We start from the raw sequence: 22,448 nt of genomic DNA, 5'->3' as shown, positions 1-22,448 counted from the left end.
GCGGTAACCCTAGCGGCCCGGTCGGACGGCGCGGCGGACGATCAGACCGCGAGGGCGGTGAAGGGGGAAACCGGCAGGTTCCGGATGATCGCCCAGACCGCGACGACCACCCCGACTGCTACCGGCGACCACCGCCACGTCTCCCACCGCCGGATCCGTCTCCCGGTGATCGTCCGCGTCGACCACGCGACGTAGGTCCACACGACCAGCACGAGGGCGACCAGGCCCACGGCGTTGTACGCCGCCGCGGCGCGGAGGTCGCCGTGCAGGACCGAGTACAGCATCCGCGCGGAGCCGCACCCGGGGCACACGATCCCGAACAGCGCCTTGGTGGGGCAGGGCGGGCTCATCCCGCCCGGCGTGGTGGGGTCGGTCAACGCGACCAGGGCGCAGACCCCGGCGGCGCCGGCGAGCGTCGCCACCGGGCCGGCGAGGCGGGTCCACCGACCGGTCACCGCCGGGCCCGTCGTCGCGGGGGTCGTCGCGTGCACGGGTGTTCCTCAGGAACGGGGGAGGGGCTCAGTATCCCGAGGACGCGACGCCCATCACCACGGCGAAGATGGCGTAGGCCACCGCCACGACCACCCCGGCGATCGCGCCCCAGACGGCGAACTTCTTGGCGTCCTCGGCGGCCTTCTGCGCTTCCGGGTACCGACCCTGGGCCCACAGGGAGTTGACGCTGGTCGACTTGACGATCGACACGATGCCCAGCGGGAGGCAGCAGAGGAGGGTGGAGAGGATCGCCCAGACCAGGTTGTTGTCCGGCGCGGGCCCGGGGGCTCCGTAGGGCTGGCCACCGCCGAACTGCTGGCCGGCTCCGTAGGGCTGGCCACCGCCGAACTGCTGGCCCCCGCCGAACTGCTGCCCTGACCCGAACTGCTGGCCCGAGCCGTACGGCTGGCCGCCGCCGTAGGGCTGGTCGCCACCGTAGTGGGGCTCGCCGCCGAACTGGCCGCCCTGGCCCTGGTCGCCGGACTGGTCGTCTCCGGAATTCGGATAGCTCATCTGGTGCTCCCGTTCGCGAGGGGACCGGTCGATCTGGCCCGGCCGGTCCCGGCCGACCCCGCCGGCCACAGTGGACGGCGCGCTGCCGAGTGGTTGAAAACTTATCCCACCTCAGGAGGTGGGGGACCGGTTCGAGTCGATCCCGCGTCAGCGTCCGGACGTCGGCGGCGGGACGACGCGGACCGGGACCGCGGGGTCGCCCTCGCTCAGTGCGAGCCCCTCCCAGGGCAGGGTCACCATCGCGGCCGCGTGCAGCTCCCGCGACTCGGCCAGCGACGGCAGGCCCGGCACCGGGTCGCCGTCGCGCACGAGGGGGACCATCAGGTCCCGCTGCCGCAGACCGGGCTCGTCGGGCGCCGCGCCGCCCCACGGCAGGAGCACCTCCTCGACCGCGGTCCCCGAGGGCCGGTGCAGTCGGATCGCCCGCTTGGCGCCCGGCAGGGATTCCTTGTGGGCGGAGCGCTTGGCCACGGGGATGCCGTCCACCTCGACCAGCTTGTAGACCATCCCGGCCGTGGGGGCCCCGGACCCGGTGACCAGGCGGGTTCCCACCCCGTAGACGTCGACGGGCTCGGCGCGCAGGGCCGCGATCGCGTACTCGTCGAGGTCGCCGGAGACGACGATCCTGGTGGCGTGGGCACCCAGCGAATCGAGCTGGGTGCGGACCTGCTGGGCCAGTACGCCCAGGTCGCCGGAGTCGATGCGGACCCCGCCGAGCTCCGGTCCGGCCACCTCGATCGCGGTGGCCACCCCGCGGGTGATGTCGTAGGTGTCCACCAGGAGGGTGGTGTCCACCCCGAGGGTGGCGACCTGCGAGCGGAACGCGGCCGCCTCGTCGGGTCCGCCCGGTCCGGTGTGCAGGAGGGTGAACGCGTGCGCGGACGTGCCCGCGGAGGGGACGCCGTGCCGCCGGGTGGCCTCGACGTTGGAGGTCGAGGCGAAGCCGGTGAGGTACGCGGCGCGGGCCGCGGCCACCGCCGCCTCCTCGTGGGTGCGGCGTGACCCCATCTCGATGATGGGACGACCGCCGGCGGCGGACGTCATCCGCGCGGCGGCGGAGGCGATGGCGCTGTCGTGGTTGAGCACGGACAGCACCAGCGTCTCGAGCACCACGCACTCGGCGAACCCGCCGCGGATGCTCAGCACCGGCGACCCGGGGAAGAACAACTCGCCCTCCGGGTACCCGTCGATCCGGCCGGAGAAGCGGAACCCCCGGAGCCACTCGGTGGTCCGCTCGTCCAGCGAGTCGGCCACGACCTCGATCTCCTCGTCGCCGAAGCGGAAATCCGCCAGCCGCTCGAGGAGCCGGCCGGTGCCGGCGACGACGCCGTACCGGCGGCCGGCGGGCAGGCGTCGGGTGAACACCTCGAAGACGCAGGGACGGTCGGCGGTTCCGTCGGCCAGCGCGGCGCGGATCATCGTGAGCTCGTACTTGTCGGTGAGCAGCGCGGTGGACGGGCGGCCCGCCGGGCGAGGGGAGTGCGGGGGCGGCGTCGAGGTCACCTGCACGACTCTACGGCGTGGCCGACCCGCCGGATATCCGTATCCTTGGCCCTATGTACACCGTGACCACGCCTCTCGCGGCCGACCGGGACGTCGTCCCCGTGATGGCGATGCCGTCGGCGGCGCCCGTGGAGTCCACGGAGGCGGAGCTGGACGGTGGGGTGGACAACCCCTGGCTCACCGTGGTCTGGGACGACCCGGTCAATCTCATGAGCTACGTGACGTTCGTCTTCCAGCGGGTGTTCGGCTACAGCCGCGAGAAGGCGCACGATCTCATGCTCAAGGTCCACAACGACGGTCGGGCGGTGGTGTCCTCCGGCAGCCGGGAGAAGGTGGAGAACGACGTCCGCAAGCTGCAGGAGGCCGGGCTGTGGGCCACGATGCAGCGGGAGGCGTGACGCGGTGAAGGCGTGGCAGCGCAAGGGCTCGCTCGGCGGCCCCCGCATCAAGGCGGTGATGGAGGCGCACGAGGTGCAGATCCTCCACGCCCTGGTCTCCAACATCGTGGACATGCTGGAGCAGCGACGCGACTCCGCGCCCAGGGATGACCTGGCCGAGCTCACCGGGATGCGCAGCGGCCACTCGGCCCTGCCCGACCAGGCGCCGCTCGCCCGGTTGCTGCCGGATTTCCACCGGCCCGAGCCCGGCAAGGACCACGACCCGGACGCCCTCGCGGTGACCCGCGCCCACAATTCGGGGATGCGCATGATCCACGAGCCGGAGATCATCGACGCCAAGCTCTCCACCGCCGTCGTCGTCCTGCGGTCCCTGCCGGCGCGCGGCGGGACGGTGTCCCTCACCCCCGAGCAGGCCCAGGCGTGGATGGGGTGCCTCAATGACGTCCGGTTGGGACTCGGGGCGCTGCTCCTCGACGCCGGGTCCGTGGACGGCGTCCCGGCCACCGACATCCCCGAATTCGTTCCGGAGGACGACCCGCGGTCGGCGCATCTCGACGTCTACCACTGGCTGACCTTCATGCAGGATTCCCTGTGCACCGCCCTGATGGGGCAGTGAGGACAGCGCCAGTGAGGAGAGAATCGTGAACCCAGACCCGCGGGCCTACGGGGCCGGGGCCGCCGGAGCGGCCGGGCCCACGCCGAAGGATCCCCGCCGCTGGCCGGCCCTGATCCTGCTCTTCTCCTTTGTCGCCCTGATGTGGGTGGTCGAGGCGGCGGACCAGGTCATCCAGGCTGCGGTGGGGTCACCGGGCCTGGACGACGACGGGGTCCGCCCGCTCACGACGGACGGGCTCCTCGGGATCCTCTTCCAGCCGTTCCTCCACGGCGGATGGGGTCACCTGATCGGCAACTCGATCGCCCTGTTGATCCTGGGTTCCATCATCGCGCTCTCGGGCCTGGCCCCGCTCATCCGGGTCACGCTCGTCTCGTGGGTGGCCTCGGGCGTGGTGTCGTGGCTGCTCGGCGGCGTCGGCACCGTTCACATCGGGGCCTCCGGGATCGTGTTCGGCTACATCTTCTACGTGATCGTCAGGGGCCTGTTCACCCGCAGCTTCCTCCACCTGATCATCGGTGTGCTGATCGGCTTCTACTACGGGCTCGGGGCGCTCGCCGGGCTGTCCCCCCTGCAGGACGGCGTCTCCTGGCAGGGGCACCTCGGTGGTGCGATCGGAGGCGTGGTGGCGGCGTACGGCCACAAGCGTGACAGGAAGCCCCGGGCCGTCACCGCCGGGCAGGTGCGGTGGACCGCCGGACCGCCGAGGTGACGGCGCCCGATCCGCAGGCCCCGATCGGGGTGTTCGACTCGGGCGCGGGTGGCCTCACCGTGGCCCGCGCGATCATGGACCAGCTCCCGGACGAGTCACTGGTGTACGTCGGCGACACGGCCAACGGTCCGTACGGTCCGCTGCCCCTGGCGGAGGTCCGGCGCCACGCGCTGGCGGTGGCGGATTCCCTGGTGGGCCGGGGGGTCAAGGCGCTGGTGATCGCCTGCAACACGGCGTCGGCGGCGATGCTGCGCGACGCCCGCGAGCGCTACCCCGTCCCGGTGATCGAGGTGATCCAGCCGGCGGCGCGGCGCGCGGTGGCCACCACCCGCTCGGGCCGGATCGGGGTGATCGCCACCCGCGCGACAGTGGCGTCCCGGGCCTACGACGACGCGGTGGCCGCCGCCTACGGGGTGGACCTGACCTCGGTGGCGTGCCCCAAGTTCGTGGAGTTCGTCGAGCGCGGGATCACCAGCGGGCGCCAGGTGTTGGGACTGGCGGAGGCCTACCTGGCCCCGATCCGGGACGCCGACGTGGACACCCTCGTCCTGGGCTGCACCCACTATCCGCTGCTGTCCGGGGTGGTGCAGCTGGCCGTCGGCGACCACGTGACGCTGGTGTCCAGCGCGGAGGAGACGGCCAAGGACGTGCTGCGCGTCCTCACGACGGAGGACCTGCTGCGCCCCCACGACCCGTCCGTGCCGGCCACCCGCGAGTTCCTCGTCACCGGCGACCCCGACAGCTTCCGGCGGGTGGCGTCGAGGTTCCTCGGTCCGGGACTGGTCGCGGTCGGCCGCGTGGACGGCTCGTGACGCTCCGGTCGCGCCGTACCGCGGTCCGCCGACAGGGGCACCGTCCGGACGGTGCCGGTGCCGCCGTGGCACGATGGTCCCCATGTTTCTGACTGTCCTCGGGTGCTCGGGAAGTATCGGCGGACCCACCTCGCCGGCGTCCGGGTACCTCGTGGAGGTCGACGGGGTGGCCCCGGTCGTGATCGACATGGGGCCCGGGGTGCTCGGGGCGCTGCAGCGCTTCGTCTCGCCGGAGGACGCCACGGTCCTGCTGTCCCACCTGCACGCCGACCACTGCCTCGACGTCCCGGGGCTGCTGGTGCTGCGGCGCTACGGGCCGGAGGCCGAACGGGCGCGGCGGGTCCCGCTCATCGGGCCGTCCGGCACCGCGTACCGGATCGGGGTGGCCTCCGCGGAGGAGCCCGGGGCGGTGGACGACCTGTCGGACACCTTCGACGTCGGGTCGTGGGACGTCACTCCCGAGGTGGAGATGAGGGGCCACGACGGCGAGGTGGGCCTCCACGTGCGGGCCGGTCGGGTGGATCACCCGCCGGAGTCCTACGGGATGCGCCTGACCTCGGTGTCCGGTCGCGTCCTGGTCTACAGCGGTGACACCGCCTACTGCGACGCGCTGGTCGACCTCGCGGCCGGCGCGGACGTCCTGCTCTGCGAGGCGTCGTGGACGCACGAGGAGGGCCGGCCGCCGGGGATCCACATGTCGGGGGCCGAGGCCGGTCGCACCGCCCGGCGGGCCGGGGTCGGGCGGCTGGTGTTGACCCACATCCCGCCGTGGACCGACCGCGAGCGTGTCCGCGCGGAGGCCGCCGTCGAGTTCAGCGGCGAGGTCCTGCTGGCCGAGCCGGATCTGCGGATCGACGTGTAGCACCGGGTCCCCGGGCGTGGTGACCAGCTAGGATCGGCGGTCGTGACCTCATCTTCTGACGGCAGAGTAGACGGACGCGCCGACGGCGACCTCCGTGACGTGACCATCACGCGGGGCTTCACCTCGCACCCGGCGGGGTCGGTCCTCGTCACCTTCGGGCAGACCCGGGTCATGTGCACGGCCAGCGTCACCGAGGGCGTGCCCCGGTGGCGCAGGGGCTCGGGGCTGGGCTGGTTGACGGCCGAGTACGCGATGCTCCCGGCGGCGACCCACGAGCGCTCGGGCCGCGAGTCGGTGCGCGGCAAGGTGGGCGGACGGACCCACGAGATCAGCCGCCTGGTCGGCCGGTCGCTGCGCGCGTGCATCGACCTGTCCGCGCTCGGGGAGAACACCATCGCCCTGGACTGCGACGTGCTCCAGGCCGACGGGGGGACCCGGACCGCCGCCATCACCGGCGCCTACGTGGCCCTGGCGGACGCCGTCACCTGGCTGCAGCACAAGGGCGCCGTCACCGGCAACCCGCTCGTCTGCGCGGTGGCCGCGGTGAGCGTCGGCGTGGTCGACGGCCGGGTCCTGTGCGACCTGCCCTACGAGGAGGACTCGCGGGCCGGGGTGGACATGAACGTCGTCTGCACCGATGCCGGGGAGCTCGTCGAGGTCCAGGGGACCGCCGAGGGCGCCGCGTTCGGTCGGGACACCCTCGACGCGATGCTCGATTCCGCGCAGGCCGGCTGCGAGCGGCTGTTCGCCCTGCAGCGCGAGGCGCTGGCGGCCCCCTACCCGGGTGCGCTCCCGACGCCCGCGCTCGCGCGGTCCCAGGGGCGGTAGCGGTGACCGTGCGGCTGCTCGTGGCCAGCCGGAACGCCAAGAAGCTGGCCGAGCTGCGCCGGGTGCTGGAGGCGGAGGGGATCGTCGGGATCGAGCCGATCGGCCTGGACGAGGTGCCCGGGTTCCCGGAGGAGCCGGAGGACGGCGCCACCTTCGCCGAGAACGCGCTCATCAAGGCCCGGTCGGGAGCCCGGGCGACCGGGCTGCCGTGCCTGGCCGACGACTCGGGGCTCGCGGTGGACGCCCTGAACGGGATGCCCGGCGTGCTCTCCGCGCGCTGGGCCGGCCGGCACGGCGACGACGCGGCGAACAACGCGCTCCTGCTGGCGCAGCTCGCCGACGTCCCCGACGACCGCCGCGGCGCGGCGTTCGTGTCCGCCTGCGCGCTGGTCGGCCCGGGTGTGCCCGGCACGGCGACTGGTCGGGCGCCCGGCCCGGCGCCCGGCCCGGCGCCCGGCCCGGCGCCCAGCCCGGCGGACGGGGTGGCCCACGGCGAGACGGTCGCTGAGGGGCGCTGGCCGGGCAGCGTGTTGCGCGGGCCCCGCGGGAAGGGCGGGTTCGGCTACGACCCGGTCTTCCTCCCCGACGGCACGGACCGCGCGGCCGCCGAGCTCACGCCGGGGGAGAAGGACGCGGCGTCCCACCGCGGCCGCGCACTGCGCGCGCTCGTGCCGGCGTTGCGGGAGCTCGCCGCCCTCGGCTGACGTCAGACCGCGTACTGCGCCCGGACGTCCCGGGTCCGGATGTGCTCGAACCAGAACGACAGGAACGGGATGGTCCCCGCCAGCGCGGTGAGCAGGGTCCGCACCGCGGGCCAGCGGGCCTTGATGGCCAGGTCGAGGGTCATGAACAGGTAGAGGATGTAGAAGACGCCGTGGGCCTGCCCGATGTAGGTGAACCAGTCGGGGGCGTCGGACGAGCTGTCCAGGATCAGGTACTTGTAGACCATCTCGGCGGTGAGGACCAGGAGCCACACGCCGGTGATCCAGGCCAGGACCCGGTACCGGGTGAGGGCCCCGCGGATCCTTCCGTCGGGATCCGGCGTGCGGTCGTCGGTGTGCGTGGTGGCTGCGGCGGTCATGTGGCGGGCTTCTCCTGGTGGGTGCCGTCGGCCCGGTCCTTCCGGGCGAGCTCGGCGAGATATGCGTTGTAGGCGTCCAGGCCCTCGTCCCGGGCCCCCTCGTCGCGGGCGGGCCGACGAGTCGGCAGCAGGTCGGAGGGGATCTCCGTCACGACGGGACCGCGGCGCCGGCCGGTTTGGTTCGTCCCGGCGGTCGGCGCGGTTCCGGACGGGCGGTCGACCTCGTCGTCGTCGTCCCGCTCCTCGCCCCGGACCCGCGCGGCATGGCCACCCACGGCGCCGTCCGTGGCGGAGATGCGGTCGGCCTCCTCGGCCTCCATGCGCACGTACTTCACGTAGGCGTAGACGAGGAACCCGGCGAGGAACGGCCACATGAACGTGTACCCGAGGTTCTGCACGGTCCCCGTGGCCTCCCGGTACCGGGCGAGCTGCCACAGCCCCATCCCCAGGCAGAAGATCGCGCCCAGGGTGACGAACGCGATCCACGCGGGGCGATGCCTGACCCTGGTCGACGCCGACTCGCCGGACGCGGTGGCGCTTCCGGTCGCGGGGGAACCCAGGGTGTCGGACACGCCTCCACGGTACCGCCGACCTCCGGGTAAACTCACCTCGCCCGGTACCCCCGGGTGACGCGCCCGTGGCGGAATTGGCAGACGCGCTGGATTTAGGTTCCAGTGTCTACGGACGTGGGAGTTCAAGTCTCCCCGGGCGCACCCCTGTCGTATGCGTGGTGCATCCTTCGCGGTGGGATATCCGATCTCTACGCGGTGGGGAGGCCAGCGATGGGCGAGGTGGTAGCCGTCGTCTCGAGAGCACAGGCGGAGAGGGGTCGTACGGAACCCCTGAATCGGGAGAGTCAGTTCATCGCTGTCCGCTCGCTGCCTGAGAACGAGGACGTCATCAGGCACATGTTCGGTGACCTGGTTGTCACGGGCGGGGACGCCGACCCGTACGACCGACGGATCCTGCCTCACGTCAACAAGGCCTGGTACCCCCCCGCGTTCAGGTTCGGCGCGTACAAGGGGCTTGTCCAACAGAACGTGAAGCGGGGCGACTGGATGATTCTCTCCCCACTCGGTCTGATCCACCGTTACAGCCCCGAGCAGTTCGAGGTCGAGTGGTTCATCACGGGCACCGTCTCCGAGCCTCGTGTTTCCGGCGCCATCAACCGCGACCACCTGCCCCCGAGGTCGAAGTGGCAGAAGCCGGAGATCGACAACCTCCCTCCGAAGTCCGAGTGGCCGAGGACCTACTGGAGGGAAGACGGGTAGTCGACGTCCGGGTGCGCCGGGCGGGATCTAGAGCTCGCGCGGCAGTGAGGGGGGAGCGCCGTCCTCGGCGTCCGGGTTGGCGACGTAGTGCATGATGCTGGCGACGAGTCCGCCCCAGATCACGAGCAGGAACAGCACCATCATGATGAGCGCGGGAGCGTCCATGACTCAGGCCTCCTTCGGGGAGCGGGTGGGTGCCGGGGTCGCGGCGGGTCGGGTGAGGCCCTCTTCGTAGGTGTAGTCGCTCGGATCGTCGTCGACGGAGGGAGGGCCGTCGAGTTGCCGGGATCCGCGCCACGGCAGTGCGGACAGGATCACCGAGAGAACGAGGACGGTGGCGAGCATGCCCCACCCCCAGACCCCGAGCACGGCGGCGTCGTAGCCCTCGTAGGGCTCGTTGATGAGCTCGATGATGGTCGTGATGAGCGCGTACGCCAGGACGATCGGGGTGAGGACGGCCAGGCAGAAGAGCCAGAACGTCCCGACCTTCCAGGAGGAGACCGAGTTGAGGTGGTCGCGCAGCTGCGGCCCGAGTCGCAGGACGAACATCACCGAGCACAGGGCGATGAGCGCGATGCCGACGATCCCGAGGTTGTTGGAGAACTTGTCCATGATGTCGAGGTTCTGCAGGCCCTGCTCGGTGGGCATGAGCACGAGCGAGATCACGGCCATCGGGACGCCGATCGCCAGGGTCGCGACGGTGCGCGAGCCGCCGATCTTGTCCTGGAAGGAGGAGATCACCACCTCGACGATCGAGATGAGCGAGGTGAGGCCGGCCAGGATGAGGCAGATGAAGAAGACCACGCCCCAGATCGGCCCGCCGGGCATCTGCGAGATGAGGGCGGGGAAGGCGATGAACGCCAGCCCCGGACCGCCGCCGACGTCATCCCATCCGGCGCCGGCCGAGGTGGAGACGAGGAAGCCCAGGGTGGCGAACACGCCGATGCCGGCCAGGACCTCGAACGCGGAATTGGAGAAGCCGACCACCAGGCCGGAGCTGGTGAGGTTGGTCTTGCGCTTGAGATACGAGGAGTAGGTGAGCATGATGCCGAAGCCGACGGAGAGCGAGAAGAAGATCTGCCCGTAGGCGGCGATCCACACGCTCGGCTCGGTGAGCACGGCCCAGTTCGGGGTGAAGAACTTGTTGAGCCCCTCCATCGCGCCGTCGAGGAACAGCGAGCGGATGACGAGCGCCGCGAAGAGCACGACGAGCAGGGGCACGAACACCAGCGCGGTGCCGCCGATCCCCTTCTGGACGCCGGCGAGCAGGACGCCGAGCGTGATCACCCAGACCGCGACGAGCACGATGGCGATCATCGGGACGAAGTCCACCCCGAAGCCGCTGCCCATCTTGAGGAAGTCCTCGAGGAAGAAGGTCGCGGACTCCTCGTACGTCTGGCCCCAGCGCTGGTCCAGCGAGAACCAGGCGTAGCACGCCGCCCAGCCGATGATCACCGCGTAGTAGACGGCGATCACAAAGGCGACGAGGACCTGGATCCATCCGATCGGCTCGGCGAACCGGTTCATCCGCCGGAAGCTCAGCGGTGCGGACCCGCGGAAGCGGTGGCCGATGGCGTAGTCGAAGAACAACAGCGGTAGACCCGCCGTGAGCAGCGCCACCAGGTAGGGGATGAGGAACGCGCCGCCCCCGTTGTCGTAGGCGACAAACGGGAAGCGCCAGATGTTGCCGAGGCCGACGGCGGAACCGATGGCGGCAAAGACGAAGACGGACCGTCGGGAGAAGGTCTCCCGTGGTCGCGTCCCGGCCTTGGCGGCGGGTGTGGTCATGACGTCCTCCTAGAGGGGGAGACTCAGTGCTCCGGGCAGCCGATCTACTACTTGTAGTCGGCCAGTTGCCGTTTGGTGACCGATTCGACGCAAGTACTGTATCGCGCGGTGTGACTGGTGGGGCTAGGTTGAATTCATGAGAACAGGTGGCGCGGGTCGGGGGATCGTGCGGGGGGCGCTGGCGACCGCTCTCGCCGTGATGATGGCGGGGGCCGCGACGGTCGTCGCGGTGCCGACGGGGGCCGCCCCGGCGGTGACCGGCCCCGCGGTCCCCACCCCGGCGGAGGTGGTGCGCGAGACCGGCTCGTGGATCTCGCACGGATACACGCTCGAGTTGCGGCCCGACGGGACGGGCGAGTTCGCGGCGTGGGTCGGCGCGTACGACGGCACGGCGATCCGGCTGCGGCTCATCCCCGCCCCGGGCCCCGCGACGGTCGCCGAGGTGACCGCGGTCGAGACGATCGGCGAGGGCGGCTTGGCTACGGACGAGGTCCCGGGGGTCGGCGGTCTGGTGACGCTCGCGTTCGGCGACGCGGTGCGCACGGCGCACGTCGAATGGTCGTCCGGGCCGCGGAGGCTGACCGCCGATCTCTGTCCCGCCGGGGGGCTCGACGCCGCCCAGATGGCCGCGCTCCGCTGCGGCGCGTGACGGCGGGGGCCGGGCGCGACACGCCGGGGCCGGCGCCGATTCCCCTGGGCATCGTATAACGATTGGATAACGGCCCCGCCTGGCAAACCTGAGGCCCCCCTCACCTGTGAAGATGAGGAGGCCATCATGTCCTGTTGTGATGAGCGTCACGCCTCGCGGCCCGGGCGCGACCCCGAACAGGTCGGTCGTACCCCATCAAGCTGAGGACTCCCTCAAGTTTCTGTGGCAGTCTGTGCGCTGCGCCGGACCAGTCACTGGTTCGGCACAGATGTCCCTGACGCAAGTGCCAAGGAGTTCCCCACGTGACGATCGACGACCGCGACCTCACCCCCCGCCCGCTCGAGACCGGAGATGCGGCCCGCCGCCGGACCAGCCCTCTCGCGGACGAACTCCGTGAGGGCACCGCCTACGCGCTGGCCTTCGGTGGCCAGGGGATCGCGTGGCGTGACGCGTTGAGCGACCTGATCGACGGAACGGGGATCGGCCCCGAACTCCAGGACCTCGTCGACTCCTCCGTCGCGCTCACGGAGCCGGTCCACGACGAGATCGCGGTGGTCCGGACCCACGGCTTCCGGCCCATCGAGTGGGCCAACACCACCACGGGCGAGGACGAGGATCACGGCCATCTCCCGGACGACGCCTCGCTCTCCTCCGCGGCGGTCTCGCTACCGGCGGTTCTCCTCACCCAGATCGGTGCGATCCGCGCGCTGGCGGCGGAGGGTTTCGACGTCAACGACACCGCCCCCGCCGCCGTCGTGGGTCACTCGCAGGGGATCCTGGCCGTCGAGTCGGTCCAGACCTTCGGCTCGATCGACGACCGGCTCCTCGCGGTGGCCGAGCTCATCGGTGCGGCCGCCACCCTGGTCGGGCGCCGGGTCGGCCTCTTCCGCCGCGGCGAGTCCAGCCCCATGGTGGGCGTGTCGGGGATCGACGGCGAGGAGTTGCGGGCCCTGGTCGAGGAGTTGTTTTCCGGGGTCGACCCCTCCCTCCGGCCCTCGGTCTCCATCCGCAACGCCCAGCGCCGCCACGTCGTGGTGGGCCGGCCGACCGACCTCGAGGACCTGCGGAGTCACTGCGCCGACCTCGAGGCGGAGTCGCGCCGTCGGCGCGAGGCCAAACTCACCGGCGGCGAGATCTTCGCCCCCGTATTCGATCCGCTGGACGTGGAGGTGGGCTTCCACCATCCGGCCATGGCGCCGGCCGTGGACGTCGTCTACCACTGGGCCGGCCGCTGCGGCCTCGACGCCGAGCGCGCGGCCTCGCTGGCCCGCGAGGTCTTCACCGAACCGGTCGACTGGGTCGAGGAGATGGCGGAGACGCTTCACGCCGGCGCCGACTGGATCCTCGACATGGGGCCGGGCGAGGCCCTGACCCGCCTCAACCGCTCCGTGGTCCGCGGACAGGGCGTCGGCGTGGTGGCCGCGGCCACCCGCGGCGGGCTGCGGAACCTCTTCACCCCGGGCGCGACGCCGGAGATCGAGCGTCCGTGGACGGCCTATCAGCCGCAGCTGATCTCCCTCCCCGACGGCAGCGTCCACGTGGAGACCTCGTTCACGCGCCTCACCGGCTGCTCCCCGATCCTGCTGGCCGGGATGACCCCGACCACCGTCGACCCCGAGATCGTCGCCGCCGCGGCCAACGCGGGCCACTGGGCGGAACTCGCAGGCGGCGGCCAGGTCACCGAGGCGATCTTCGCCGAGAACACCCGGCGCCTGGCCGAGCTCCTCGAGCCCGGTCGCAGCGCCCAGTTCAACTCGCTCTTCCTCGACCCGTACCTGTGGAAGCTCCAGGTGGGTGGCAAGCGCCTCGTGCAGCGGGCCCGCGCCGCGGGTATCCCGTTCGACGGCGTGATCGTCACCGCCGGCATCCCCGAGCTGGACGAGTCCGTGGCCCTCATCTCCGAGCTAACCGAGGCCGGGCTGCGCCACGTCAGCTTCAAGCCGGGCACCGTCGCGCAGATCCGCCAGGTCGTGCGGATCGCCGCCGAGGTTCCGCACATGCCGGTGATCGTCCAGGTTGAGGGCGGCCGCGCGGGTGGCCACCACTCGTGGGAGGACCTCGACGACCTCCTGCTGGCCACCTACCCTATGCTGCGCGACCGGCCCAACGTGGTCCTGTGCGTGGGCGGCGGGATCGGCACCCCGGAGCGGGCCGCCGACTACCTCACCGGCTCGTGGGCCAACGCCCACGGCTACCCGGCCATGCCCGTCGACGGCATCCTCGTGGGCACCGCCGCCATGGCCACCCTCGAGGCCACCACCAGCCCCCAGGTCAAGCAGCTCCTGGTGGACACCGTGGGCGTGGACCACTGGGTCGGCGCGGGCCACGCCGAGGGCGGCATGGCCTCCGGCCGCAGCCAGCTCGGCGCCGACATCCACGAGATCGACAACACCGCCGCCCGCACCGGTCGGCTGCTGGACGAGGTCGCCGGTGACGCCGACGCTGTGGCCGCGCGCCGCGACGAGATCATCGCCGCGATCAACGGCACCGCCAAGCCCTACTTCGGTGACCTCGAGTCCATGACCTACGAGCAGTGGCTGCGCCGCTTCGCCGAGCTCTCGGCCGCGCCCGACTCGGCGCCCGACTCCGCCGCCTCCGTGTGGCTCGATCCCACCATCCGCGACCGCTTCCACCGCATGGTGCAGCGCACCGAGGCCCGCCTCGATTCCGTCGACACCGGGCGCATCCTCTCGGCCTTCCCGCGCGTCGAGGCGATGGAGCGCCCGGCCGAGGTCGTCCGGACCCTCGCCGCCCGCTACCCCGAGCTGGCCACGGCCACGCTGCACCCCGCCGACGCGATCGAGTTCCTCGACATCTGCCGGCTGCCCGGCAAGCCCGTGCCGTTCGTGCCGGTCATCGACGGGGACGTGCGCCGCTGGTGGCGCTCGGACTCCCTGTGGCAGGCCCACGACGCCCGCTACGACGCCGACGCCGTGTGCGTCATCCCCGGCACGACCGCGGTCGCCGGGATCACCCGCGTCGACGAGCCGGTCGGCGAGCTGCTCGACCGCTTCGAGAGCGCCACGGCCGACCGCGTCCGCGGCTACCTGCCCTCCACCGAGGCCGTCAGCGGTCGCCGCCGGGGCACCGTGACCACCGCACAGGGCCCGGTCGCGGACGTCCTCAACGCCCCCGACGTCTCGTGGGCGGGCCGGCTCGTGGTGAGCCCGGTCCACCGCCTGGGCGTGCTCCACGCCTGGGAGATCGATGCCGAGGGCGTCGGCCGCCACCCGGTCACCGGCGCCGTGCTCACCCCGGCCGCCGACGGCCGGACCGTCGACCTGACGCTGCCGATCGGCCCGTCCGAGATGACCATCACCATCGCCCTCGGCCAGTCCGTGGCCACCGGCGCCGCGCCGGTCGTGACCGACGAGGCCGCCGAGTCGGCCATGCGCACCCTGCTCGCCACCGCGGCGGGGGTCGGGCGCAGCGGCGCCGGCGGCGCCGTGATCGACTCGCTTCCCGAGGTCGACGGCGGGGTCGCGACCGCCCGCTTCACGTTTGATCCCACCCTCGCCTCCGACCACACCGGCGTCACGGCCGGCAGCCTGCCCACCTCGCTCATCGCCTCGGACGGCGTGCCGGACGCCCTCGTGGGCGCCGCGTGGCCGGCCGTGTTCGCGGTGCTCGGCCAGGCCCGCCGCCCGGGCGGCGCCGGGACCGTGGTCGAGGGGCTGCTCGACCTGGTCCACCTGGACCACGGTGTCCGCATGCACGCGGCGCTGCCGCAGTCCACGACCGACCTCGCCGTCGTCGCCCGGTCGGGCGGGGTCCGCGACACCGACCTCGGCCGCGTGGTGGAGGTGTCCGTCGAGGTCGCCACGGTCGCCGCGGACGGCGCCCGCGCCCCGCTGTGCACCCTGTCCGAGCGGTTCGCCATCCGCGGCCGCACCGGCCGCGCCGAGGTGGGGGACCCCCGCCCGGCCGGCGGGGCGCTCGTCACCCCGTCGGGAGGGGCCGTCGAGCCCGCCGGGACGTCGCGCCAGCTGCGGGTGTCCACCACGCTCACCGCGCCGCACGACATGACCGCCTTCGCGCTGGTCTCCGGCGACCACAACCCGATCCACGTCTCCGACACCGCGGCCGACCTGGCAGGGCTGGGCGGCGTGATCGTCCACGGCATGTGGCTCTCGGCAGCCGCCCAGCACGCGGTCCAGTCCTCGGACGGCAAGACCCCCGCCCTGCGGATCGCCGGCTGGACCGCCCGCATGCTCGCCCCGGTCCGCCCCGGCGACCACATCACGGTCCGCGCCGTCCAGACCGGCCGCCACTCAGGCGGCCAGGTCCTCGAGGTCACGTGCACGGTCGACGGCGCCACCGTCATGGCGGCCACCGCCCTGACCGAGGCCCCGCGCACCGTCTACGCCTTCCCGGGCCAGGGCATCCAGGCCAAGGGGATGGGCATGGAGGGCCGCACCCGCTGCCCGGCCGCCCGTGAGGTCTGGGACCGCGCCGACACGCACACCCGCGAGGCCCTCGGCTTCTCGATCCTGGCGCTCGTCCGGGAGAACCCCACCGAGGTGACCGTCCGCGGCACCGTCCACCGGCACCCCGACGGCGTGCTCTACCTCACGCAGTTCACCCAGGTCGCCATGGCGTGCCTTGCGGTGGCGCAGCGCGCCGAGCTCGAGGCCGACGGCCTGTTCTCGGCCGACGCCTACTTCGCCGGCCACTCGATCGGGGAGTACGACGCCCTGGCCGCCATCTCCGGCGTGCTCGAGCTCGAGCCGCTGCTGGAGATCGTCTTCCAGCGCGGATCGACCATGCACCAGCTGGTCCCGCGTGACGCGCAGGGGCGCTCCGACTACCGCATGGCCGCGATCCGCCCCTCGCAGATGGGGATCTCGGACGACGAGGTGGTGGACTGGGTCGCCCGGGTGGCGCGCGAGTCCGGCGAGTTCATCGAGATCGTCAACTACAACCTCGCCGGCTCCCAGTACGCGCTCGCCGGCACCGTCGCCGGCTGCGACGCGCTGGAGAAGGCCGTGACGCGCGAGCTCGAGGTCTCGGGCGGCAAGAACGCCTTCATCCTGGTGCCGGGCATCGACGTCCCGTTCCACTCCACCGTCCTGCGCGGCGGGGTCCCGGACTTCCGGGCCACCCTCGACGCGCTGATCCCGCACGACATCGACATCTCGGTGCTCGTGGGCCGGTACATCCCCAACCTCGTGCCGCGACTGTTCAGCCTCGAGCGGGACTTCGTGCAGGAGATCGCCGACCTCGTGCCCGCCGAGGCGCTGGCCGACGTGCTGGCCAACTGGGACGCCTGGTCGGCCACGCCCGTGCGCCTCGGACGGCTGCTGCTCGTGGAGCTGCTGGCCTGGCAGTTCGCCAGCCCGGTCCGCTGGATCGAGACCCAGGAGCTGCTCTTTACGCCCGTAGAGCGCGGTGGACTCGGCATCGAGTGCTTCATCGAGGTCGGCGTGGCCAACGCCCCGACCGTGGCGAACCTCGCCTCCAAGACCCTCGACCTGCCCACGCACCGGGGCCCCCGCGCCCAGGTGATCAACGTCGAGCGCGACTCCGCGACGTTGTACGGCACCCTGCCGCCCAGCGTGGAGGTCGACGACGACGACTCGGTGGACGCCACCGGGTCCTCCACCCCGGCCGCCGACTCGGCGGCCCCCACAGACCCCGCACCGGCCGTCAACACCCCCGGCACGGCCGGTGCGGACCGATCAGAAAGCGCGGCTCCGGCCGCGACCGCCGCCCCCGGCGCGCCCCGCCCGGACGACCTGACCTTCGGCGCCCCCGCGGCCACCCGCATGCTGGTGGCCCTGCGTACCAAGGTCCGTCCCGAGCAGATCGCGGCGGGCGACTCCATCGAGACGCTGTGCGACGGCGTCTCCTCGCGCCGCAACCAGCTGCTGCTGGACCTGGGCACCGAACTGAGCCTGGGCGCCATCGACGGCGCGGCGGAGGCGGACTTCCCGACCCTGGCGGACCAGGTCTCGCGACTGGCCCGCGGGTACGCCCCCTTCGGACCCGTCCTGTCCGACGCGGTCGGCGAGGCGCTGCGCGCGGTCCTCGGCCGGACCGGCAAGCGGGCCGCCTACATCACCGAGCGGGTGACCGGCCCCTGGGAGCTCGGCACCGGCTGGGCGCAGCACGTCACCGCCGAGATCGCCCTCGGCACCCGTGACGGGGCCTCGGTCCGGGGCGGCGACCTGGCCACCCTCGACGCCGTCGGCGTCAAGGACGCGTCCGGTCTGGACGCGCTCATCGACGCGGCCGTCCGGTCCGTCGGCGCGGCCAACGGCGTGGCCGTGGCCATGCCGTCCTCGGGAGCCGGCGGCGGCGGGGTCGTGGACTCCGCGGCGCTGACCGAGCTCGCCGACGGCCTCACCGGCCCGGACGGTGTCCTCGCGGAGGCCGCCCGCGGCCTGCTCACCCGCCTCGGGCACCTCGAGCCGGACGCGGTCGACCTGCTGGCCGAGGCCGACCCCGACTCCGAGCTCGCCGACCTCGTGGCCGCCGAGCTCGGCACCGACTGGCGCCGCGTGGTGGCACCGGCCTTCGACGCCGCCCGCGCCGTCCTCATGGACGACCGCTGGGCCTCGGCGCGGGAGGACCTGGCCCGCCTGTGGACGCGAACCGACGTCCCGACCGACTCCGCGGAGTCCTTCCGCGGCGCCGGCGAGATCGTCGCCGAGCAGGCGCGCTGGTGGGCGGCCCGGGCGACCGGCGCCCGCCGCGACGCCCTGGCGAGCGCCTACCGGGAGATCTCCGAGGTCGCCGCCGAGGAGTTCGTCGGCGAGTACGCGGGCGACGTCGCCGTCGTCACCGGCGCCGGCAAGGGCTCCATCGCCGCCGCCGTCACCGCGCGCCTCCTGGCGGGCGGGGCCACCGTGGTGGCCACCACCTCCACCCTGGACCAGGCCAAGCTGGCCTTCTTCAAGGACCTCTACCGCTCCCACGCCCGCGGCGGCGCCGCGCTGTGGGTCCTGCCGGCCAACCTCACCTCGTACTCGGACGTCGACGCTCTCGTGGAGTGGGTCGGATCCGAGCACGCCGAGTCGGCCGGTGGCCAGACCACCGTGCTCAAGCCGGCGCTCACCCCGACGCTGCTCTTCCCGTTTGCCGCACCCCGGGTCCAGGGCTCGATGGCCGACGCCGGCCCGCGGGCCGAGACCGAGATGCGTGTCCTGCTGTGGGGCGTGGAGAAGCTCGTCGCCGGGCTCGGCGCGATCGGCGCCGACACCGACGTCGACTCCCGACTGCACGTGGTCCTGCCGGGCTCGCCCAACCGGGGCATCTTCGGCGGCGACGGCGCGTACGGCGAGGCCAAGGCCGCGCTCGACGCCGTGATGGCCAAGTGGGGCTCCGAGAAGTCCTGGTCCGAGCGCGTGACGTTCGTCCACGCGATCATCGGCTGGGTCCGGGGCACCGGGCTCATGGGCCACAACGACCCGCTCGTCGAGGCCGTCGAGGCCGCGGGCGTGACCACCTGGTCCACCGCCGGGATCGCCGCCGAGTTGCTGCACTCGTGCACGCCGTCCGTCCGGAAGGCCGCCGGTGACGCCCCCGTCACCGTCGACCTCACCGGCGGGCTCGGCACCGCGAACCTGGACATGGCCGCCCTCGCGGCGGACCGGCCGGCCGCGTCGACCGAGACCGGTACAGAGGACGCCGACGGGACCATCGCCGCGCTGCCGTCGCTGCAGACCGTCACCGCGGACGAGCGCCCGGAGTGGGGCGAGGTCACGCAGGACCTCGAGGACATGGTCGTGATCGTCGGCGCCGGCGAGGTCGGCCCCTACGGCAGCGCCCGCACCCGCTTCGAGGTGGAGACCACCGGCGAGCTCAGCGCCGCCGGAGTGGTCGAGCTGGCCTGGTCGACCGGGCTCATCGAGTGGGAGGACTCGCCGCGCGCCGGCTGGGTGGTCGCCGGGACCGGTGACCCGATCGACGAGGCCGACATCGCGGAGCGCTTCGGAGACGAGGTCCTGGCCCGGGTGGGCGTGCGCACGTACGCCGACGACGCCCGCGCCGAGATGATCGGCAACACCGCTCCGCAGCTCACCTCGGTGTTCCTGCCGGAGGACCTGTCCTTCGTGGTGGACGACGAGGCCCAGGCTCGCGGCTACCTCGCGGACGACCCGGAGAACACCGTGGTCACCCGGAGCGACGACGGCGAGTGGACCGTCACCCGCAAGGCCGGCACCGAGATCCGGGTGCCGCGCCGCGCCGCGCTCACCCGCGTGGTCGGTGGGCAGATCCCCACCGGCTTCGACCCGACCGCGTGGGGCATCCCCGCGGACATGGTCTCCGGGATCGACAGGGTGGCGGCGTGGAACCTCGTGGCCACCGTCGACGCGTTCATCTCCTCCGGATTCACCCCGGCCGAGCTGCTGGCCCACGTGCACCCGGCCGACGTCGCCAACACGCAGGGCACCGGCATGGGCGGCATGACCAGCATGAGGTCGCTGTACATCGACGGCATCCTCGGCCGCAGCCGCGCCAACGACACGCTGCAGGAGGCCCTGCCCAACGTGGTGGCCGCGCATGTCATGCAGTCCTACGTCGGCGGTTACGGCTCGATGGTCCACCCGGTGGCGGCCTGCGCCACCACCGCGGTGAGCGTCGAGGAGGGCTTCGACAAGATCCGCGCCGGCAAGGCCGAGTTCGTGGTGGCCGGCGGGTTCGACGATCTGTCCACGGAGGGCATCCAGGGCTTCGCCGACATGTCCGCCACGGCCGACTCCGCGGCGATGGCGGCCAAGGGGATCGACGAGCGGCACTACAGCCGGGCCAACGACCGGCGGCGCGGCGGGTTCGTCGAGTCGCAGGGCGGCGGCACCATCCTGCTGGCCCGCGGCGACGTCGCGGCCCGCATGGGGCTGCCGGTCCACGGCGTGGTGGCCTGGGCGGGCTCGTACGCCGACGGCGCGCACACCTCCATCCCCGCACCGGGGCTCGGCGCGCTCGGGGCCGGCCGCGGCGGCAGGCGGTCGCCGCTGGCCCGCGGCCTGGCCGAGCTCGGGCTGACGGCCGACGACCTGGCCGTGGTGAGCAAGCACGACACCTCGACCAAGGCCAACGACCCCAACGAGTCGGACCTGCACGAGCGGCTCGCGGCGGCCATCGGCCGCTCGGACGGCAACCCGCTGTTCGTGGTGTCGCAGAAGTCGCTCACCGGGCACGCGAAGGGCGGGGCGGCCGCGTTCCAGCTCATCGGCCTCACCCAGATGCTGCGCTCGGGGACCCTGCCCCCGAACCGGGCCCTGGACTGCGTCGACGACGTCCTCGACCGGCACCGCCACCTGGTGTGGCTGCGGGAGGCGCTGCAGCTGGGCGGGGAGTTCCCGCTCAGGGCAGGCCTGCTCACCTCGCTCGGCTTCGGCCACGTGTCCGGCCTCATCGCCGTGACGCACCCAGAGGCGTTCCACCGCGCGGTAGCGGCGTCCCTCGGCGAACAGGAGTCGGAGCGGATCCGCCTGGCCGCGGTCGAGCGGGAGCGGGCGGGCACCCGCCTCCGGACCAGCGGCATCTACGGCGGCGAGTCCCTCTACAGCCGTCCGGAGTCGCGCCGGCTGGGCGAGGGGTCGGCCGATGAGGTCAAGGAGCGCGAGGCCGCGGTGCTGCTGGACCCGGCCGCGCGGATCGACGCCGACGGCGTGCTTGCGGCCGCCGCGACCGCGGAGAACGCCGGGCGGTGACGTCCGGGGTGCGGGGCGTCGGGGTCGACACTGTCGACCTCGGCGCCTTCGCCGCATCCCTGGCCGAGCCGGGGACCCGGATGGCCAGGGCGTTCTCGGCCACCGAGCGGAGGCAGTGCCGCGAACGCGCCGAGGCCCGCGGGGCGTCGGCGACCCCCGCCGTCCCCGACGACAGGTTGTCCCGTCACCTGGCCGGGCGGTGGGCCGTCAAGGAGGCCGTGGTCAAGGCGTGGTCGGCCGCCCTGTACGGGTCGCCGCCTCCGATCCCGCCCGACCTGCTGCGCTGGGCCGAGATCGAGACCGTCTGCGACGCGTGGGGCCGGCCATCGGTGCGACTCGGCGGAGAGGTGGCCCGCCAGGTCGCCGCCACGGTGGGGCCCGACGCCCGCTGGCACGTCTCGCTCAGCCACGACGGCGGCTCGGCGGTGGCGTTCGTGGTGCTCGAGACCCCGGCCGGCGGCGGGCCCGAGGAGATCAGCCTGCCTGGGCTTCCTTCTCCGCGAGCCACAGATACGCGGTGAGCATGCGCTTGAGCTCGGTGACGGTGGCGTCGTGGATGTCCTCGCCGACGGCGGATCCCGCACTCACCGTGCCCCCAGCGACCGTGCCTGCAGCGATCGTGCCTGCACCGGCGGAGGCCGAGGTGGCGTTGCCCGTACTGACGGAGAAGTTGAGCATCGAGTAGGCCACGTGCACCAGCACCTCGGCCATGAACGCGCGGCGCTCCCGCTCGGTGGCGGGCATGAGGGGGGCGAGCACGCTGGCGATCATCCGGGCGATCTCACGCTCGTTCACCGCGGCCGTGGCCCGGGTGGCCGGGGTGGCCTGCGTCGCCAGCCACACCGCGCGCCTCGACGGGTCGCGCAACCACAGGTCGGCCAAGTGGTCGAGGAAGTCGTTGAGCAACTCCGGCCAATCGAGCGCGGGGATCTTCTGCGCGAAGCGCTCCACCTCCTCGATCACGCCGTGCGCGTCCTGACGGTCCAGTTCGCACACCAGCACGTACTTGTTAGCGAAGAACTGGTACAGCGTGCCGATGGGGACCCCCGCGCGGGAGGCGACCTCCTCGCACGTGAAGGAATCGAAGCCCACCTCGACGAGCACCTCGCGGGCCGAGGACAGCAGGGCCTGGAACTTCCGGCGGCTGCGTTCCTGGATCGGACGGCGACGGGGGACCAGGATGTTGAGCTCGTCCTGGACGGCGTCGTCCGCGGGAACCCGGGTCGGGTCCGGCGTGCGATCGGAGGGGTCGACGCTCATGTGTGGA

19 protein-coding genes and 1 tRNA gene are annotated in these 22,448 nt (G+C 72.8%); 12 read left to right on the top strand and 8 right to left on the bottom strand.

All coding sequences use genetic code 11. The features are described 5' to 3' along the window. Positions 1-41: 41 nt before the first annotated feature. The 3 genes from Q0444_RS09155 to Q0444_RS09145 all read right to left on the bottom strand — a co-directional run bounded on the left by Q0444_RS09155 (position 42) and on the right by Q0444_RS09145 (position 2,508). Complete coding sequence (locus Q0444_RS09155) at positions 42-491, bottom strand: DUF2752 domain-containing protein (RefSeq protein WP_291082181.1); 450 nt, start codon at positions 489-491, stop codon at positions 42-44. Between the two features lie 28 nt (positions 492-519). Continuing rightward, on the bottom strand, positions 520-1,005 hold the full coding sequence (locus Q0444_RS09150) for a CD225/dispanin family protein (protein ID WP_291082179.1): 486 nt from the start codon (positions 1,003-1,005) through the stop codon (positions 520-522). A gap of 147 nt (positions 1,006-1,152) precedes the next feature. Continuing rightward, positions 1,153-2,508: a nicotinate phosphoribosyltransferase gene (locus Q0444_RS09145; protein WP_291082176.1), complete on the bottom strand. Its 1,356-nt coding sequence runs from the start codon at positions 2,506-2,508 to the stop codon at positions 1,153-1,155. Between the two features lie 110 nt (positions 2,509-2,618). On the opposite strand from Q0444_RS09145, the gene clpS reads away from it, so the two are divergent. The 7 genes from clpS to Q0444_RS09110 all read left to right on the top strand — a co-directional run bounded on the left by clpS (position 2,619) and on the right by Q0444_RS09110 (position 7,437). Beyond that, on the top strand, positions 2,619-2,906 hold the full coding sequence (gene clpS / locus Q0444_RS09140; RefSeq protein ID WP_291082270.1) for an ATP-dependent Clp protease adapter ClpS: 288 nt from the start codon (positions 2,619-2,621) through the stop codon (positions 2,904-2,906). A 4-nt stretch (positions 2,907-2,910) separates the two neighbouring features. Continuing rightward, the gene (locus Q0444_RS09135) at positions 2,911-3,522 is read left to right on the top strand and encodes a DUF2017 domain-containing protein (protein WP_291082174.1); all 612 of its coding nucleotides are present in this window, start codon (positions 2,911-2,913) and stop codon (positions 3,520-3,522) included. A gap of 25 nt (positions 3,523-3,547) precedes the next feature. Continuing rightward, entirely contained in the window at positions 3,548-4,231 is a 684-nt protein-coding gene (locus tag Q0444_RS09130) for a rhomboid family intramembrane serine protease (protein ID WP_299023042.1), read from the top strand. After that, positions 4,207-5,043 carry a glutamate racemase gene (murI, locus tag Q0444_RS09125; protein ID WP_291082168.1) on the top strand — a complete coding sequence of 279 codons (837 nt, stop codon included), beginning with the start codon at positions 4,207-4,209 and terminating at the stop codon, positions 5,041-5,043. Before Q0444_RS09130 ends, murI begins: the two co-directional genes overlap by 25 nt. Before the next feature lie 82 nt (positions 5,044-5,125). Next, positions 5,126-5,905 carry an MBL fold metallo-hydrolase gene (locus tag Q0444_RS09120; protein ID WP_291082165.1) on the top strand — a complete coding sequence of 260 codons (780 nt, stop codon included), beginning with the start codon at positions 5,126-5,128 and terminating at the stop codon, positions 5,903-5,905. A 42-nt stretch (positions 5,906-5,947) separates the two neighbouring features. After that, positions 5,948-6,733 carry a ribonuclease PH gene (rph, locus tag Q0444_RS09115; protein ID WP_299023040.1) on the top strand — a complete coding sequence of 262 codons (786 nt, stop codon included), beginning with the start codon at positions 5,948-5,950 and terminating at the stop codon, positions 6,731-6,733. A 2-nt stretch (positions 6,734-6,735) separates the two neighbouring features. Continuing rightward, positions 6,736-7,437, top strand: a complete 702-nt coding sequence (locus tag Q0444_RS09110) for a non-canonical purine NTP pyrophosphatase (protein ID WP_291082162.1) — start codon at positions 6,736-6,738, stop codon at positions 7,435-7,437. A 2-nt stretch (positions 7,438-7,439) separates the two neighbouring features. On the opposite strand, the gene Q0444_RS09105 is transcribed toward Q0444_RS09110, so the two are convergent. Next, positions 7,440-7,814 carry a DUF3817 domain-containing protein gene (locus tag Q0444_RS09105; RefSeq protein ID WP_291082159.1) on the bottom strand — a complete coding sequence of 125 codons (375 nt, stop codon included), beginning with the start codon at positions 7,812-7,814 and terminating at the stop codon, positions 7,440-7,442. Continuing rightward, positions 7,811-8,386: a hypothetical protein gene (locus Q0444_RS09100; RefSeq protein ID WP_291082156.1), complete on the bottom strand. Its 576-nt coding sequence runs from the start codon at positions 8,384-8,386 to the stop codon at positions 7,811-7,813. Before Q0444_RS09100 ends, Q0444_RS09105 begins: the two co-directional genes overlap by 4 nt. A 59-nt stretch (positions 8,387-8,445) precedes the next feature. On the opposite strand from Q0444_RS09100, the gene Q0444_RS09095 reads away from it, so the two are divergent. Both Q0444_RS09095 and Q0444_RS09090 read left to right on the top strand, forming a co-directional pair. Beyond that, positions 8,446-8,527, top strand: a tRNA-Leu gene (locus Q0444_RS09095). Between the two features lie 69 nt (positions 8,528-8,596). Next, the gene (locus Q0444_RS09090; RefSeq protein WP_291082153.1) at positions 8,597-9,085 is read left to right on the top strand and encodes a hypothetical protein; all 489 of its coding nucleotides are present in this window, start codon (positions 8,597-8,599) and stop codon (positions 9,083-9,085) included. Positions 9,086-9,112: 27 nt separating this feature from the next. On the opposite strand, the gene Q0444_RS09085 is transcribed toward Q0444_RS09090, so the two are convergent. Next, a complete protein-coding gene (locus Q0444_RS09085) occupies positions 9,113-9,250 on the bottom strand; it encodes a methionine/alanine import family NSS transporter small subunit (RefSeq protein WP_291082150.1) in 138 nt (45 codons plus the stop codon). Positions 9,251-9,253: 3 nt separating this feature from the next. Further along, positions 9,254-10,873, bottom strand: coding sequence for a sodium-dependent transporter (locus Q0444_RS09080; RefSeq protein ID WP_291082149.1), 1,620 nt, complete (start codon positions 10,871-10,873; stop codon positions 9,254-9,256). A 136-nt stretch (positions 10,874-11,009) separates the two neighbouring features. Between Q0444_RS09080 and Q0444_RS09075 the strand changes: the two genes are divergently transcribed. From Q0444_RS09075 to Q0444_RS09065, 3 genes are all read left to right on the top strand, one after another. Next, entirely contained in the window at positions 11,010-11,522 is a 513-nt protein-coding gene (locus Q0444_RS09075; protein ID WP_291082146.1) for a hypothetical protein, read from the top strand. Positions 11,523-11,824: 302 nt separating this feature from the next. Beyond that, positions 11,825-21,181 carry a type I polyketide synthase gene (locus Q0444_RS09070; RefSeq protein WP_299023037.1) on the top strand — a complete coding sequence of 3,119 codons (9,357 nt, stop codon included), beginning with the start codon at positions 11,825-11,827 and terminating at the stop codon, positions 21,179-21,181. Next, on the top strand, positions 21,178-21,702 hold the full coding sequence (locus Q0444_RS09065; protein ID WP_291082141.1) for a holo-ACP synthase: 525 nt from the start codon (positions 21,178-21,180) through the stop codon (positions 21,700-21,702). The genes Q0444_RS09070 and Q0444_RS09065 overlap by 4 nt, the downstream gene beginning before the upstream one ends. On the opposite strand, the gene Q0444_RS09060 is transcribed toward Q0444_RS09065, so the two are convergent. Next, the gene (locus Q0444_RS09060) at positions 21,656-22,441 is read right to left on the bottom strand and encodes a TetR/AcrR family transcriptional regulator (protein ID WP_299023036.1); all 786 of its coding nucleotides are present in this window, start codon (positions 22,439-22,441) and stop codon (positions 21,656-21,658) included. The two genes, Q0444_RS09065 and Q0444_RS09060, sit on opposite strands and share 47 nt — an antisense overlap. Between the last annotated feature and the right edge of the window lie 7 nt (positions 22,442-22,448).

The sequence above is a fragment of the uncultured Dietzia sp. genome, assembly GCF_937873725.1.
In the GTDB taxonomy this organism is placed as follows: Bacteria; Actinomycetota; Actinomycetes; order Mycobacteriales; family Mycobacteriaceae; genus Dietzia.
Note: the sequence above shows the minus strand (reverse complement) of the source record. Positions and strands in the feature narration are given on the sequence as shown.

What these genes read in the sequence shown, in the direction of transcription:
- Q0444_RS09150 (WP_291082179.1), bottom strand. Translation starts at nt 1,005, where the DNA reads ATGAGCTATCCGAATTCCGGAGACGACCAGTCCGGCGACCAGGGCCAG.
- clpS (WP_291082270.1), top strand. Translation starts at nt 2,619, where the DNA reads ATGCCGTCGGCGGCGCCCGTGGAGTCCACGGAGGCGGAGCTGGACGGT.
- Q0444_RS09120 (WP_291082165.1), top strand. Translation starts at nt 5,126, where the DNA reads ATGTTTCTGACTGTCCTCGGGTGCTCGGGAAGTATCGGCGGACCCACC.
- Q0444_RS09105 (WP_291082159.1), bottom strand. Translation starts at nt 7,814, where the DNA reads ATGACCGCCGCAGCCACCACGCACACCGACGACCGCACGCCGGATCCC.
- Q0444_RS09090 (WP_291082153.1), top strand. Translation starts at nt 8,597, where the DNA reads ATGGGCGAGGTGGTAGCCGTCGTCTCGAGAGCACAGGCGGAGAGGGGT.
- Q0444_RS09085 (WP_291082150.1), bottom strand. Translation starts at nt 9,250, where the DNA reads ATGGACGCTCCCGCGCTCATCATGATGGTGCTGTTCCTGCTCGTGATC.
- Q0444_RS09080 (WP_291082149.1), bottom strand. Translation starts at nt 10,873, where the DNA reads ATGACCACACCCGCCGCCAAGGCCGGGACGCGACCACGGGAGACCTTC.
- Q0444_RS09075 (WP_291082146.1), top strand. Translation starts at nt 11,010, where the DNA reads ATGAGAACAGGTGGCGCGGGTCGGGGGATCGTGCGGGGGGCGCTGGCG.
- Q0444_RS09060 (WP_299023036.1), bottom strand. Translation starts at nt 22,441, where the DNA reads ATGAGCGTCGACCCCTCCGATCGCACGCCGGACCCGACCCGGGTTCCC.